Origin of the sequence: Mesorhizobium sp. M1163 (genome assembly GCF_040318415.1) — a bacterium.
GTDB lineage: Bacteria > Pseudomonadota > Alphaproteobacteria > Rhizobiales > Rhizobiaceae > Mesorhizobium.
Window position 1 is genome coordinate 64,886 of record NZ_JAMYMF010000002.1, and the last position, 13,862, is coordinate 78,747.

Genomic DNA, 13,862 nt, shown 5'->3' on the forward strand with positions numbered 1-13,862 from the left:
CATGACGAACGACAATGCCGCGCCGGTCATCTTGATCGACGACGATCGCGATCTCCTCAAGGCCACCGCGCAGACGCTGGAGCTTGCCGGCTTCTCGATCTCGGCCTCTGCGGTGGCGGCCGAGGCGCTGGCCAGGCTCGACGCCGATTTTGCCGGCGTCGTGGTGTCCGATATCCGCATGCCGCAGATCGACGGCTTGCAGCTTTTCAACCGCATCCTGCGGCTGGATGCCGACATTCCCGTCATCCTCGTCACCGGGCATGGCGACATCGCCATGGCCGTCAAGGCGATCAAGGACGGCGCCTACGACTTCATCACCAAGCCTTTCGCCGCCGACCGGCTGGTGCAGAGCGTGCGTCGCGCAGCGGAAAAGCGCCGCCTGGTGATGGAGAACCGCGCCTTGCGCGAGGCGGCCGGAGAGGCGCAGGACGGCCTGCCGCTGATCGGCCAGACACCGGCGATGGACAGGCTGCGCCGCACACTGCGCCAGATCGCCGACACCGATGTCGACGTGCTGGTGACCGGCGAGACCGGCTCCGGCAAGGAGGTGGTGGCAAGCCTTCTGCATCGCTGGAGCCGCCGCGCCAAGGGCAATTTCGTCGCGCTGAATTGCGGTACGCTGCCGGAGACCGTCATCGAGAGCGAGTTGTTCGGCCATGAGGCCGGCGCCTTCACCGGCGCGCAGAAGAAACGGATCGGCCGCATCGAGCATGCCAGCGGCGGCACGCTGTTCCTCGACGAGATCGAAAGCATGCCGGTCTCGACACAGGTGCAGATGCTGCGCGTCTTGGAGATGCGCGAGGTCACTCCGCTCGGCACCAACGAGGTGCGGCCGGTGGATCTGCGCGTCGTCGCCGCCGCCAAGGTCGATCTCGGTGATCCGCGCCAGCGCGGCGCCTTCCGCGAGGATCTCTACTATCGGCTCAACGTGGTGACGATCTCCATTCCGCCGCTGCGCGAGCGCCGCGACGACGTCGCCCTGCTGTTCTTCTATTTCGCCGAGCGCGCCGCCGCCCGCTTCCATCGTCCGGTGCCGGCAGTGCCGGCGACGGTACATCGCCATCTGAGCGACCATGACTGGCCGGGCAATGTGCGCGAACTGGCGCATTTCGCCGAGCGGTTCGTGCTTGGATTGGAGGAAGGCGCCGAAGCACAACCCCCTGCCCCAACTGAATCGAACGCCGCCATGAAGCTGCCGGAGCGGCTGGAGCGCTACGAGGCCGACATCATTCGCGAGGCGCTTGGCCGCAACGAGGGCGATGTCAGGCGCACGATCGAAGCGCTGGGGATTCCGCGCAAGACCTTCTACGACAAGCTCCAGCGCCACGGCATCGTGCGCAGCGATTTTTCCAGGTAATCGCCGCCGGGCCGAGAGGCTCGGCTACTTGGCGTCGTGGAAGATGATACCGACGGTGTGGCGCATGCCGGAGCGAAGCCGGCTGACGCCGTGCCTGAGATTGACCCGGTAATTGCCCCGCGTGCCCTGGACCGGACGATTGTGGACCGCGAAGGCGACCGCGTCGCCCTGGCGCAGCGGCACCACCTCGACGCGGCTTTGCATGCGCGGACGCTGCTCGGTCAGCACGAACTCGCCGCCGGTGAAATCCTTGCCGGGCTCGGACAACAGGATCGCCACCTGCAGCGGGAACGCCAGATCGCCGTAGAGATCCTGGTGCAGGCAGTTGAAATCGCCGGGGACATATTGCAGCAGGAGCGGCGTCGGCCGCGTTTGGCCCTGCTCGTGGCATTGCTCGAGGAACGCGGCGTGTTCGTCGGGATAGCGCTGCGCGATACCCATGCGCTCGTTCCAGTCGTTGGCGACCGCAGCCAGGCGCGGATAGAGCGCGGTGCGCAAGCCGCCGATCAGATCGGGCAAGGGATAGCGGAAATAGCGGTACTCGCCCTTGCCGAAACCATGCCGCGCCATGTGGACATGGCTGCGGAAATGGCTCTCGTCCGGATAAAGTCCGGCAATCTGCCGGCACTCCTGCGGCGTCAGCAGCTCTTCCATCACCGCGCAGCCATAGCCGCTCAGCTCATCGGCCAGCTTCCGCCAGTCATAGGCGGCGACGCGCGCTTCCGCCGATTTCATCGCCGCTTTCGCGCCTATCGAATGGATGGTCATGGCTTCGCCTCCTTCTCTACGACCAGAGATGGGTGAGACAGCGCGCGCAGACCACCCGTTTCTTGCCGGGTTAGCTTCGCGGGATGGGACATCATCCAATTTCCGATTTCGTTGTCATGCGCTAAACTTGTTCCACTTCAACGGGGACCGCCATCTCAATGATTGTCCAGACCTGCATCAATGGCGCGCGCAGCGCCGATTTCCACCCCAACCTGCCGCTCGACGCGGAGGCCATGGCGCGCGACGGTGCGGCCTCGATTGCCGCCGGTGCGGCCGAGCTGCATGTCCATGCGCGCGGACTCGACGGCCGCGAAAGCATCGCGCCTGCGGCTATGGACCGGACTGTGATGGCGCTCCGCCGTGCCTGTCCGGGAACGCTGATCGGCGTGTCGACCGGCGCCTGGATCGAAAACGACGACGAGCGGACGCTGGCCGCGATCGCCGGTTGGAGCGAGCTGCCCGACTATGCCTCGGTCAATCTGAGCGAAGACGCCGCGCCTGCCGTCATGGAGAGTCTGCGCCAGCGCGGCATCGGCATCGAGGCGGGGCTTGCCTCCGTCGCCGACGCCGAACGCCTGGTGAGCCTCGACCATGGCAAACGGGTGCTGCGCATCCTGCTCGAAATCTCCGAGCAGCCCCTGGACGCGGCGCTGGAGGTCAGTGACGATATCGCCGCCGTGCTCGACGGCGCCGGGATGCGCCGGGCGATCCTGCTGCACGGTGCCGACGCCACGGTCTGGCCTTTCGTGCACCGGGCGGCGGAACGCCGTTGGTCGACGCGCGTCGGGCTGGAAGACGGCAAGGAGCTTCCTGATGGAACAGTAGCACCCGGTAACGCCGCGCTGACAGCGGCAGCCGTCGCTATCTTCGAGACCAGCCGTTAGCGCGGGGAAACAGCCAATCTCCTCTTCACTGGGAGCCAGGTTTTGACAGAGAGGCAGGCCAAAGTCGGGCGGGTCTAAAGTATAGCCGCGTGCTGGTGTCAGTAAAACTTATCTAAAACTTTACGCATTAATTAAACCAGCAATTAATCAGCACGTCAACGACCCCGTGTGTTAATGCTCCCCGCACAGGGGACCATTTTTCGATGAACATCATTCCAGAGAATGATCACGCTGCGCCGCGCCGGGTTCAACAGTATACATCGGTACAGATCCTGCGGGGGCTAGCAGCCCTCATGGTTGTTATCTATCATCTTCCGGCCGCACTGGGCATGCTCGATGTGGGCATTCCCATCCTAAACAGTGGTGTCGATCTGTTTTTCGTCATCAGCGGTTTTGTCATGGTTCTCTCGACGGAGAACAGACGTCGCGACCATCGTGCTTTTTTGATGCAGCGCTTCACGCGCGTCGTTCCGTTCTATTGGGTTATGACCTTCGTCATGGTCGCCGCACTTTGGTTGTTTGCCGGTCGTGCAGTGTCTCTTGAGCAGCTCACCAATAGCCTGCTTTTCATTCCCTATCTCGACACTGTTACAGGTTATGTCCAACCAGTGCTTGGCGTGGGTTGGACGCTCAATCTGGAAATCCTGTTTTACATTCTGTTCGCGGCGACCATGGGCTTTGGCAGGTTGACGCAAATGGCCATGGTCGGCGTTGTCTTTGCAATCGCAGTAGCGGCGCGCATCATCTTCAAACCCGCCGCCGACACTGCGCTGTTTTCTATACCACGCCAATCCTGTTTGAGTTCCTTGCCGGCATGGCTCTCGGCCACCTGGTCGGCAGGCTGGCGCGTTTGCCTGCCGTCCTGGGTGTCTCGGCACTCGTGTTCGCCATCGTGTCCATGCTGGTGATGGGACTTGGCTTCAACTTGCCGCGAACCCTTGCTCAGGGAATCCCGGCGTTGATCCTTGTCGCGGGTTGCATCAGCCTGGAAAGCTACTTCCGGCTTCTTGCTCCTCGCGTGCTGGCAAGATTGGGTGATGCTTCCTACTCTCTCTATCTGACGCATCCTATCGTGCTGCTTGCGACCGCTCCTGTCGTTGCAAGCGCCAGTGTATCACCATGGGTTGCAGGCATGGTTATTGTCACCGCCTGCATTGCCGTCTCCCTGGCCAGCTATAGTTTTATTGAGAAGCCGCTTTTGGCCATTTCGCGGATGAGCCTTTCCGCCCATCAGGTGAAGGCACAATAAGTTGCGGCTGCGCCTCGCAACGATTTTCCGACAACGACATGCATAAGACAAAAACTTAAAGCGCGTCGCAGGATCCGTTCAATGCGACGCGCTCTAGGTACAAAAATAGCCGCCCGGTTGGACCCGAAGCAGCTTGTTATTTTATGCACTTCGACAATGTGTCAGTGGCTACTTTGCAATCATGTAGGCATCGTCAGTGTAGAGTTTGCCAACTCCACCATAGTGACCCACGCCAAACACGAATGACTGAGGTGTACCTGATCCGTCGGAATCCCGCCCGACCGGCCACGCTGCGTTCGACGACGATTGCCAAAACACCCCGTCCAGATACCAATCGATGCCTACCCCTTCATAAAGATCCGCGCGCAGCTGAAACCAGCGGCCCTTCGGGGCGGGAACATCGTTAGCCGGATTGTGCACTCCGGCCGCCGCATTTTCCACATGCAGCATCACGACATCGTCAGTCGGATTGTCGGTCAGGTTGACCCACCACGTTGGGTCCTGCTTGAAGGGCGATTGCTCGGTCACCTTGAACTGGAAGATATTCGTCCAGCCGTTTCCCGCGTATTGGTAATCGGTCGGAATGAAAAACCACGCGACATAGGTTCCATCGATCCCTGACGGCGGCACCGCCTGGAGCGGACGTCCGAAAGCGTCGTTCTTGGCCAGGCCGCCTGCAAAGAGCCACTCCTTGTAGACTTTGGAGTGGGGCTTCCCGGCATTGATGGCAGCCAGCGTCGTTTCGAACTTTCCGAAGCTGTTGCCGCCGTGCGAGGATACATTCCCTGCGCCGGTCGAGACCAGGCCGCTGACAATTGCGTTCAGGCTGGGATCGGCTTGCGCGGAATCCTCCGCCTGAACGAAAGACCAGTCGGTGTAGCACGAGACGCCGGTGCAAGGCCCCTCCTCTCAGTCCGCTCGCCAGTAGGGCGCATTCTGGGCATATGCGGCGCCAACTGGCGCCATGGCGGCGGTAATGGTGCAGATTGCCGTCAGCACCAACAGATGAAAAATCTTCTTCATATCGATTTACCGTTCCTTTCTAAACTATGGATTCCAGGCACCTCTTGCGCCATTTGCTTCTTTCACCCTCGAACACAGCGCGTCCCGAACGGCGCTGTACCGCCAACTCAAGCCGGCGGCGCTGAACCTTCAAAGGTATCCGGAAAACAAAAAACCCGCCTCGGGAGGGCGGGTCGGCGGCGCGATTAGCACCATACCCAAATTAGTAGCATAGCTGCCGGCACAAAGCAAGAACAAAATGTGGCATCTGCGACGAAATTGTCGACAGGCACAGAGCCATGGCGGATGACATGGCTCTTGCCGTTGTTAAAAATCTCTCATAAGGTATTTTCATATCTGAAAGAAAATCCAATCGTTTCTTTCCCTTTATGAAAGCCTGAGCGTTTGCGGGAACATCTCGATCAGACCGACCGGCGACTGGTCAAGCTGCTGTCGCAGGATGCGCAGCTTGGCGTCAACCGCCTCGCCGAGAAGATGGCGATCTCGGTGCCGACGGTGCGCATGCGGCTGCGCAACCTGCTCGACCGCAACCTGCTCAAGATCGTCGGACTGCTCAACCTGACCGAACGCCCCGAGCTGATCTCGGCCATCGTCGGCATCAACGCGCAAGGGCGCGGCCGGGCGCGTGAACTGGCGCAGCGCATCTCCGAACTGCCTTTCGTGAATTCGGCCGCCGTCGTCACCGGACGCTTCGACATCATCGTCGACGTGACCGTGGCCGGCGATGTCGCCGATCTCTACCGCGTCACCAGCGAGCTGATCCCCGGCGCCGGTGAGCCGGGCGAGGTCGTGCGCAGCGAAACCTTCGTCGTCATGGCGTCCTGCAACAAATGGGTCAGCCTGCCGGAAGGCTGCTGGTCGGACGAGACGCGAAAGGAAATGGCATGAAGATCGCGGTTCTCGGCGGCCTCGGCCTGCAAGGCCGGGCAGCGATCGCCGATCTCGTTGCCAGCGACGGCGTCGAGCAAGTGGTCTGCCTCGACACCGCAACCGACGGCGCGGCGCGGCTTGGCGGCCTGACCGACCTTGCCCGGGTGCGTTTTGTCGTGCCGGAGGGCGCGATCGGTCCGGTGCTGGCCGATGTGATGAAGGGCGTCGATGCGGTCATCGACCTGTTGCCGCAGCCACTGATGCGCGAGGCGGTGCAGGCGGCGATCGCGACGCGCACGCCGCTGGTCACCACCAATTACGGCAAGGCCATCGCCGATCTCGCTCCCGAGGCCGAAAAGGCCGGCGTCTCGATCGTCACCGAATGCGGGCTCGACCCCGGCATCGACCTTGTGCTCTACGCGCGCGCCGCAAGCCAGTTCGACACCATCACCGCGATCGATTCCTATTGCGGCGGCATTCCCGAGCCGAAAGCGGTGGTCGAGCCGCTGCGCTACAAGGTGAGCTGGAATTTCGACATGGTTCTGGTCAGCCAGAACCGGGACAGCGTGCTGATCGAGGACGGCAAACGGGTCGACGTGCCGGCCGCCCGCCAGCACGACAATCGTTTCATCCACGATATCGAGATCGCCGGGCTGGGCAGGCTGGAGGCCTTCCCCAATGGCGACGCGCCGCATTATGCCGGCATGCTCGCCGCCGCCAAGGGGCTGCAGCGCTCCGGCCGCTATTCGCTGCGCTGGCCCGGCTGGTCGGCTTTCTGGGCGCCGCTGAAGCAGCTCGGCCTCCTGTCCGAGGACAAGGTGCCCGGCACCGGCGTCAGCCCACGCGAATTCCTCGGCCGGCTGCTCGGTCCGCAACTGCAATATGGCGCCGACGAAAAGGACCTTTGCGTGATGCGCAACGTCTTTGTCGGCAGCGAAGGCGGCCGCCGCAAGACGGTGACCTCGGAGCTGGTCATCGAACGCGACCTCGCCTCCGGCCTGTTCGGCATGAGCCTTGGCGTCGGCTATCCCGCCAGCATCGTGGCGCAGATGCTGGCACGGCGCGAGATCGCCACGCCCGGCCTGCTCAACCCGCTGCTGCATGTGCCCGAAGGCCCTTTCCTAGACGAGCTGGCCAGGCGCGGCATCAAGGTTGCCGAAACGGTGAGCTGGGATTGAAGGATTTTCGAACGGTGGTTGCCGCCGGCAACGGCGCCGCCGCTCAAAAGGCGCCCCGATGGGGTGAAACAACAAGTGGAACAACAAACGACAACAAGGAGGAATGCCCAAATGAAGATTGCCAAGCTTTTCATCGCCGGACTTGCGCTCGCCGGCCTCACCGCTGCCGCCAGTGCCGGAACGCTCGACGAGATTACCAAGCGCGGTGAGTTGCGCGTCGCCGTGCAGACGCAGGGACCGCCCTTCTCGCTGGTCGGCGCCGCCGGCGAACGCACCGGCAGTTCGGTCGAACTCGCCGAACTGATGGCCAAGGAAATGGGCGTCAAGATCACCTTCCTCGACTTCGACTGGGACGGCCTGATCCCGGCGCTGCTGTCGGGCAAGGCCGATCTTCTGGTTGCCGACATGACGCCGACACTGGCGCGTGGCATGAAGGTCGCCTTCACCAAGCCTTACATGTACACGGGCAGCACCGTCTTCACCAAGGCTGGGACCGCCTTCAAGTCCACCGAGGACTGCAAGGCCAAGGGCACCAAGATCGCGGTGCTGCTCGGCGCCACCGGCGAGAAGGAAGCCAAGGCCGCCTTCCCCGATGCCGACATCAAGAGCTACAAGGGCGGCGGCCCGCTGCTGCTCGACGCCGTCAACAACGGCCAGGCCGATTGCGGCGTCAACGACGTCTCGGCGGTCAAGGGCCAGTCAACCGCTTATCCGGCCGGCAGCTTCATCATCATGCCGGACATGCTGTCGAAGGAGCCACTGGCCTTCGCCACGCGCTATGACGAGCAGGACCTGCTGACCTGGATGAACCTGTTCCTCGACCAGGTCAGCCTCGACGGCCGCCTGCAGAAGAACCTCGATTACTGGGTCAATTCCGACGCCTGGAAGAAGGATCACTGAGTATAGGGAGTAGGGAGTAGGGAGTAGGGAACGCTACTCGCTACTCGCTACTCGCTACTCGCTACTCGCTACTCGCTACTCGCTACTCGCTACTCACCATTCACCATTCACCAGTCACCGCCTCACCATGCTCGAAAACTTCAGCTTCCGCACCATCGTCGAATATCTGCCCCTGTTCGGGCAGGGCCTCGTCACGACCGTGTGGCTGTCTGTCCTCTCCTTTGCCGGCGCGCTCGCCGTCGGCATCGTACTCGCCGCGATGAACCTGCAGCGCGGCCGGCTGTTCCGCGTCCCGGCCAAGGCCTATATCGATGCAGTGCGCGCCACGCCGCTGCTGGCGCAGCTTTATTTCCTCTATTTCGGCCTGCCGCGGCTCGGCTTCGTCCTGCCCGAGCTCGTCGTCGGCATCCTGGCCCTGTCGCTGAACAGCGGCGCCTATGTCGCCGAGATCATCCGCGCCGGCATCCTGTCGATCCCGCGCGGCCAGGTGGAGGCCGGCGTCGCTTCGGGCATGACCTATGTCCAGCGCATGCGCCTCGTCATCCTGCCGCAGGCGTTTAAGGTGACGATCCCGCCGCTGCTCGGCCAGGCGATCGTGCTGGTCAAGGATTCCGCGCTGTTGTCGCTGATCTCGGTCGCCGAACTGACGCGCGCCGGACAATTGCTCGCTTCCGACCGCTTCATGCCGGCCGAAGGTTTTATCACCATCGCCGCCTTCTACCTGCTGCTCTATTACGGGCTGAAGGGACTGGCGGCACTCTCCGGGCGCTGGCTCGGCCTGGCGGGGGCACGGACATGATCTGGCAGCAACTGCAAAGCATCGCCGGCAGCTATCCCCTCGCCTTGCGCGGCCTCGGCATGACCGTGGTGCTGTCGTTGATCAGCCTGGTGCTGGGCACCTTGCTCGGCTTCGGCCTCGGTATCCTGCGCACAGGCGGCAACCGGCTGATCAGCAGCGCGATCGGCGGCTGGGTCGACCTGATCCGCGGCACTCCGTTCCTGGTGCAGATTTTCCTGATCTTCTTCATCCTGCCGGAACTCGGCATCGAGCTCGACGCCTTCACCGCCGGCATCATCGCGCTGACCAATCTGGCCGCCTGCTTCATCTGCGAGATCGTCGTCGCCGGCATCCGCTCGGTGCCGACCGGCCAGGTCGAGGCGGCGCTGGCGTCCGGCCTGTCGCGCTGGCAGCGCATGCGCCAGGTGGTGCTGCCGCAAGCGATGCGCATCGTGCTGCCGCCTCTGGTCGGGCAATATGTGCTGCTGATCAAGGATTCCTCGGTCGTCTCGGCGATCGGTCTCACCGATCTCACTCGCGTCGGCTGGCTGGTGGTGCAGCGTGTGCCGAACGGCCTGCTGGTCTTCTTCCTCGTCGGCCTCGGTTATTTCATCGTCTGCTACCCCCTGATCATGCTGGCCCGACGGCTGGAACAGCGCATGGGCGCGGCCCATGGCGAGGTGCAGATATGACGAACCTCAGCAGCAAGAATGGTGCCGGCATGATCGAATTTCGCGGCGTCAACAAATGGTTTGGCCAGCTCAACGTGCTCAGGGATATTACGCTGAGCGTCGAGCCGCGCGAAGTGGTCGTCGTCTGCGGCCCGAGCGGCTCGGGCAAGAGCACCTTGATCCGCTGCATCAACGGGCTGGAGACGATCCGCGACGGCGACCTGACGGTCGACGGCCAGCGCCTCGGCGACCCCGCCACCAACATGACGCGACTGCGTACCGAGATCGGCTTCGTCTTCCAGTCGTTCAACCTCTATCCGCACAAGACGGCGCTCGAGAACGTCACCCTGGCGCCGATCCATGTCCGCAAGATCCCGCGGACTGAGGCCGAGAAGGCCGGGCGCGAGCTGCTCGCCAAGGTCGGCCTCGCCGACAAGGTCGATGCCTATCCGGCGCAGCTCTCAGGCGGCCAGCAGCAGCGCGTGGCGATCGCGCGCTGCCTCGGCATGCGCCCCAAGATCATGCTGTTCGACGAGCCGACCTCGGCGCTCGACCCCGAGATGATCTCGGAAGTGCTCGACGTCATGGTTGCGGTGGCCGAGGAAGGCATGACCATGATGGTGGTGACGCACGAGATGGGCTTTGCCCGCAAGGTCGCCCAGCGCGTCGTGTTCATGGACGCAGGCGCCATCGTCGAGAGCGGCACGCCGGACGAGTTCTTCTCCAACCCGAAGACCGACCGCAGCCGCGCCTTTCTGAGCAAGATCCTGCGGCATTAGAGTTCAAACTCAACTCAGCTGGCTGTCGTCGATGGCCGAGATGGATGGAAAGCGGCCCTTCGCTGGACGTTCCCTAATACGACAGATGCGCGCCGGGCTTCCTCTTAGGGCGGCCATTGCCGCACTTCCACCAGCCGCTTCCCTTATGCGGGCATCAAATCGATGACCCGCATGATCGCGACCGCACTGCTCGTGTTCTGGGTGCCTTCTGTCGTAGCGCCATTAGCGCAGGCCCAAACATCGCCCTTCTTGACTGTGAACTTTTGTTTGTTGTGAACGACCGAAAGTTCTCCCTCAGTCATGTGGCAGAGCATGTCGTTCTTCATCATGTTGTCAGCCGTCTTCGCTCCGGGCTGAATGACAACATCGCGCAGCTTCACCGTTGCATAGGCTGGTATGACCGACTTGCGCTCACCAAGCGCTACAACTCTGACGCCGGGTGAGACCTCCTTGCCCTCATCGGGGCCGTAAGTCTGGGCGGCTGCTGGTGTCCCCCAAGCGATCATAGGCGTTGCGGCCAGTGTAAGACCGAGTGCAAGTGTGGATCTACGATTGACGGCTTCCATTGTTTCCTCCCTGTTCAAAAGTTGGTCGGAAAGGCAGGCCAACAATCAAGGATGGGCCGTTGCGGCGAAGTGTCAACTGACCTTCCGAGTTAGTTCAGTCTCGCTCGCGGCTAGCGAGGTTTCACAAACCACCCGGGTCGCCGAGACGGAGAGGGGGAATTGCGCTGACCATGTCATTGCGTGCGACCTTGTCCCGACATCAAAGACATTTCATTCTTGCGAAGGCCCTCGCTGCCAAAGACCCCTCTCCGGCCGCTTTGCGGCCACATCTCCCCCCGCTTGGCGGGGGCGAGGAAGCCAAACCTATTGCATATCGGCATGGGTGCTCAATTCGGCCCTCTTCTCATCCGAGACGACGGCGAGGTCGAGGACCTTCTGCAATTCGGCAGCATGCCGGAACGACGGTTCGGCCTGGACGCCGTTGCGGACTGCATCGATGAAGCGCTGGTAGTTGGTGGGCACCGTTCCGGCGGCCAGAACTTGCCATTTAGCGTTCTCGACGTCTTCGCCGAGGAAGGCATGACCATGATGGTGGTGACGCACGAGATGGGCTTTGCCCGCAAGGTCGCCCAGCGCGTCGTGTTCATGGACGCCGGCGCCATTGTCGAGAGCGGCACCCCGGACGAGTTCTTCTCCAACCCGAAGACCGACCGCAGCCGCGCTTTCCTGAGCAAGATCCTGCGGCATTAGGAGGGCATTAGGACAAAGCGGACCTCAGACGATGCCGTGCTTTCTCAACAGCGCCTGCTCGTCGTCTGATATCCAGCCGAAAACCTTCGGCTCCGCGTCCAATTTCTGCACGAGGTAGTGGACGTCAAAATCTATCGCCACCTTCGATTGATCCCTGCGGGCATAGGTTGCCGTCCAGGCGACATGGGCCACGCAATGATGTTCGTCTATCGGCGAGAGCCTGAGATTGCGTATCCGCATTTCCTTCGTACCTATCGCGCGATAGTGCGCATAGCCTTGCGCCATGACCTGCTTGAGTTGTTCATCGTTCTTTCCAGTCATGACCCCGGCAGGCGAGGCCGCTATGAAGTCCGAAGCATACAGCGATGCGACCTCATCCTTGTCCATGTCGCCGCCGAGGGACTGGTTGAAAAAGCGCTCATACCGCTCGAATAGCTTCCTTACGCTGGTCTCCATCATTGCCTCTCCAAGTGATGCTATGTTGGGTGGATCAGGGACCACTCCGCCAAGCTCCGACATCCGCAATGGCCTCAGCCATGATGACTTCGTCCCGGGGGTGGAGCAAGGAGTGAAGCGACGCGGCGCAGACCCTGGGATGACGAATGCGTGGTGCGACCCGATTGTGCACGACTTCGATGCCACCCTTGTCGCCGCAGACGCAACAAGCGAAGCCCTGTTGCTCGGCCCTCGTGATGGCGAGCGCGCGGCTGTCGGAGGCGCGCTCGACCCATTTCAATTTGGGCGATCGGAGCTATAGCCGCGCCCCTAGTCAAGCACGACCACGGCCTCCACCTCGAAGAGCATCGGGTCGATTGCAAGCTTGGGAACGGGAATTAGAGTCTGCGCCGGCAGCGCCTCGCCGAACATCTCCTTGACGTTCTTGGTCAAGACCCCAAGCTTGGACATATCGTGATCGACCACAAAGACCGTGAGCTTGGCGACCTGATCCGGTCTGGCACCGAGCGCGTCGAGGGCGGTGCGCAAATTTGCGTAGGCCTGCGCAACCTGGACAGCGAAGTCGGGCGACAAGGCTCCCGTGCTGTCCTGGCCGCCCTGTCCGGAGATGTAGGCCAGCCGGGCTCCGCGGGGCGTGATCACCGCCGTGCTGTAGCCATTCGGCGATGGGTCATAGAGGTTTTGTGGATTGACGATGGTCAGCTTGAGATCATTCGCTGTGGCAGTGGAAACGCCCATGGTCATCACGATTAACCCTCCGATAAGCAGGCGCTTGGCGCGTGGCATGATTTTCTCTTGGCTCTGCCGACTGCGAGCAAGACACCCTCGCGGCCGGCATGATTGATATCGGCGATCGACTCGTACGCCGCACGAGCCAGTCGCATGGTACGTCGTACGAGTCAATCGTTCAGGATCGACATTCGTCGCGTTGCCGGTCAAAATCGACGGCCCGAACAGCGAGGAAGACGGATGGCAGCCAAACGTAGCGGCGCCCGGAGCACGCGGTCTCAGCGGACAAGCGGGTCGCTCCAGCCCGTGCAGGAGCCGCGCAGTGAACCGCCTCTCTCGCGGGAACGTATCGTGGCGACCGCGGTAGAACTGCTGGACGCTCAAGGGGTCGACGGATTGACGATGCGTCGGCTGGCCGATCGCCTCGGCTCGGGCGTGATGAGCCTATATTGGCACGTCGACAACAAAGAGGATGTCTTTGATCTGGCGCTCGATTCGGTGCTCGAATATGGCGGACCGCCGCAACTGGTTGAGCCTCGAGACTGGCGCGGAGAAGTCGTCCATATGCTCGAAGACTGGCGCGCCAGCATGCTGCGCCATCCTTGGTCGGCATCGCTGTTGCCGCGCCGGGCGCTCGGCGCGAACATCCTCAGTCGCCTTGAACTGCTGAGCAAGACCTTGTCCAGGGCCGGTGTGGCGGACGCAGATTTGAACGTCGCGATATGGTCGCTGTGGAACTATGTGATGGGCGCCACCATCAGCCGGGCGAACTTCGACCTCTCGTACGACGGCAGAGCCGACACGCAGCAGCGCCTTACAGGGCTCAGCCAACGCTATCCGACGATCGAACGCTCTCGTCTGCTGTTGGATAACGATTGGGATGGTGCTTTCCGGAAAGGCCTCGGCTTCCTGCTCGATGGCCTCTCTCCAAGACAATGAACTCTGCTTTCAGAGCCGTGACTTC

At 62.2% G+C, this 13,862-nt stretch carries 16 protein-coding genes and 1 pseudogene; 12 read left to right on the top strand and 5 right to left on the bottom strand.

Going from position 1 to position 13,862, the window contains the following annotated elements; genetic code table 11:
• Position 1: 1 nt before the first annotated feature.
• A complete protein-coding gene (locus NKH43_RS02370) occupies positions 2-1,357 on the top strand; it encodes a sigma-54-dependent transcriptional regulator (RefSeq protein WP_023720598.1) in 1,356 nt (451 codons plus the stop codon).
• A gap of 24 nt (positions 1,358-1,381) precedes the next feature.
• On the opposite strand, the gene NKH43_RS02375 is transcribed toward NKH43_RS02370, so the two are convergent.
• Positions 1,382-2,125, bottom strand: coding sequence for a 2OG-Fe(II) oxygenase (locus NKH43_RS02375; RefSeq protein WP_352856396.1), 744 nt, complete (start codon positions 2,123-2,125; stop codon positions 1,382-1,384).
• 158 nt (positions 2,126-2,283) lie between these two features.
• On the opposite strand from NKH43_RS02375, the gene NKH43_RS02380 reads away from it, so the two are divergent.
• The 3 genes from NKH43_RS02380 to NKH43_RS02390 all read left to right on the top strand — a co-directional run bounded on the left by NKH43_RS02380 (position 2,284) and on the right by NKH43_RS02390 (position 4,258).
• Positions 2,284-3,009: a 3-keto-5-aminohexanoate cleavage protein gene (locus NKH43_RS02380; RefSeq protein WP_352856397.1), complete on the top strand. Its 726-nt coding sequence runs from the start codon at positions 2,284-2,286 to the stop codon at positions 3,007-3,009.
• A 203-nt stretch (positions 3,010-3,212) separates the two neighbouring features.
• On the top strand, positions 3,213-3,917 hold the full coding sequence (locus tag NKH43_RS02385) for an acyltransferase family protein (RefSeq protein WP_352856399.1): 705 nt from the start codon (positions 3,213-3,215) through the stop codon (positions 3,915-3,917).
• A complete protein-coding gene (locus NKH43_RS02390) occupies positions 3,824-4,258 on the top strand; it encodes an acyltransferase family protein (RefSeq protein WP_352856401.1) in 435 nt (144 codons plus the stop codon). Before NKH43_RS02385 ends, NKH43_RS02390 begins: the two co-directional genes overlap by 94 nt.
• A gap of 168 nt (positions 4,259-4,426) precedes the next feature.
• On the opposite strand, the gene NKH43_RS02395 is transcribed toward NKH43_RS02390, so the two are convergent.
• A complete protein-coding gene (locus NKH43_RS02395) occupies positions 4,427-4,888 on the bottom strand; it encodes a hypothetical protein (RefSeq protein ID WP_352856403.1) in 462 nt (153 codons plus the stop codon).
• Between the two features lie 777 nt (positions 4,889-5,665).
• Here NKH43_RS02395 and NKH43_RS02400 point away from each other — a divergent pair.
• The 6 genes from NKH43_RS02400 to NKH43_RS02425 all read left to right on the top strand — a co-directional run bounded on the left by NKH43_RS02400 (position 5,666) and on the right by NKH43_RS02425 (position 10,457).
• Positions 5,666-6,169 carry an Lrp/AsnC family transcriptional regulator gene (locus tag NKH43_RS02400; protein ID WP_023677254.1) on the top strand — a complete coding sequence of 168 codons (504 nt, stop codon included), beginning with the start codon at positions 5,666-5,668 and terminating at the stop codon, positions 6,167-6,169.
• The gene (locus NKH43_RS02405; protein WP_352856405.1) at positions 6,166-7,329 is read left to right on the top strand and encodes a saccharopine dehydrogenase family protein; all 1,164 of its coding nucleotides are present in this window, start codon (positions 6,166-6,168) and stop codon (positions 7,327-7,329) included. Before NKH43_RS02400 ends, NKH43_RS02405 begins: the two co-directional genes overlap by 4 nt.
• A gap of 111 nt (positions 7,330-7,440) precedes the next feature.
• Positions 7,441-8,229, top strand: a complete 789-nt coding sequence (locus NKH43_RS02410) for an ABC transporter substrate-binding protein (protein ID WP_023720608.1) — start codon at positions 7,441-7,443, stop codon at positions 8,227-8,229.
• Between the two features lie 127 nt (positions 8,230-8,356).
• The gene (locus NKH43_RS02415) at positions 8,357-9,028 is read left to right on the top strand and encodes an amino acid ABC transporter permease (RefSeq protein ID WP_023720609.1); all 672 of its coding nucleotides are present in this window, start codon (positions 8,357-8,359) and stop codon (positions 9,026-9,028) included.
• The gene (locus tag NKH43_RS02420; RefSeq protein ID WP_352484003.1) at positions 9,025-9,699 is read left to right on the top strand and encodes an amino acid ABC transporter permease; all 675 of its coding nucleotides are present in this window, start codon (positions 9,025-9,027) and stop codon (positions 9,697-9,699) included. Before NKH43_RS02415 ends, NKH43_RS02420 begins: the two co-directional genes overlap by 4 nt.
• Positions 9,700-9,728: 29 nt before the next feature.
• Positions 9,729-10,457: an amino acid ABC transporter ATP-binding protein gene (locus tag NKH43_RS02425; RefSeq protein WP_376703691.1), complete on the top strand. Its 729-nt coding sequence runs from the start codon at positions 9,729-9,731 to the stop codon at positions 10,455-10,457.
• 143 nt (positions 10,458-10,600) lie between these two features.
• Here NKH43_RS02425 and NKH43_RS02430 read toward each other — a convergent pair whose 3' ends face one another.
• Positions 10,601-11,023, bottom strand: a complete 423-nt coding sequence (locus tag NKH43_RS02430) for a hypothetical protein (RefSeq protein WP_352856408.1) — start codon at positions 11,021-11,023, stop codon at positions 10,601-10,603.
• A 492-nt stretch (positions 11,024-11,515) separates the two neighbouring features.
• Here NKH43_RS02430 and NKH43_RS02435 point away from each other — a divergent pair.
• A pseudogene (locus tag NKH43_RS02435) lies at positions 11,516-11,713 on the top strand (polar amino acid ABC transporter ATP-binding protein); the annotation flags it as partial.
• A 24-nt stretch (positions 11,714-11,737) separates the two neighbouring features.
• Here the strand turns inward: NKH43_RS02435 and NKH43_RS02440 are convergent.
• Together NKH43_RS02440 and NKH43_RS02445 are read right to left on the bottom strand one after the other, a co-directional pair.
• The gene (locus NKH43_RS02440; RefSeq protein ID WP_352856632.1) at positions 11,738-12,169 is read right to left on the bottom strand and encodes a DUF6841 family protein; all 432 of its coding nucleotides are present in this window, start codon (positions 12,167-12,169) and stop codon (positions 11,738-11,740) included.
• A 309-nt stretch (positions 12,170-12,478) separates the two neighbouring features.
• On the bottom strand, positions 12,479-12,955 hold the full coding sequence (locus tag NKH43_RS02445) for a RidA family protein (RefSeq protein WP_023720616.1): 477 nt from the start codon (positions 12,953-12,955) through the stop codon (positions 12,479-12,481).
• A 183-nt stretch (positions 12,956-13,138) separates the two neighbouring features.
• Here NKH43_RS02445 and NKH43_RS02450 point away from each other — a divergent pair, with 183 nt between their 5' ends.
• The gene (locus NKH43_RS02450; RefSeq protein ID WP_352639466.1) at positions 13,139-13,837 is read left to right on the top strand and encodes a TetR/AcrR family transcriptional regulator; all 699 of its coding nucleotides are present in this window, start codon (positions 13,139-13,141) and stop codon (positions 13,835-13,837) included.
• The last annotated feature ends 25 nt before the right edge of the window (positions 13,838-13,862 follow it).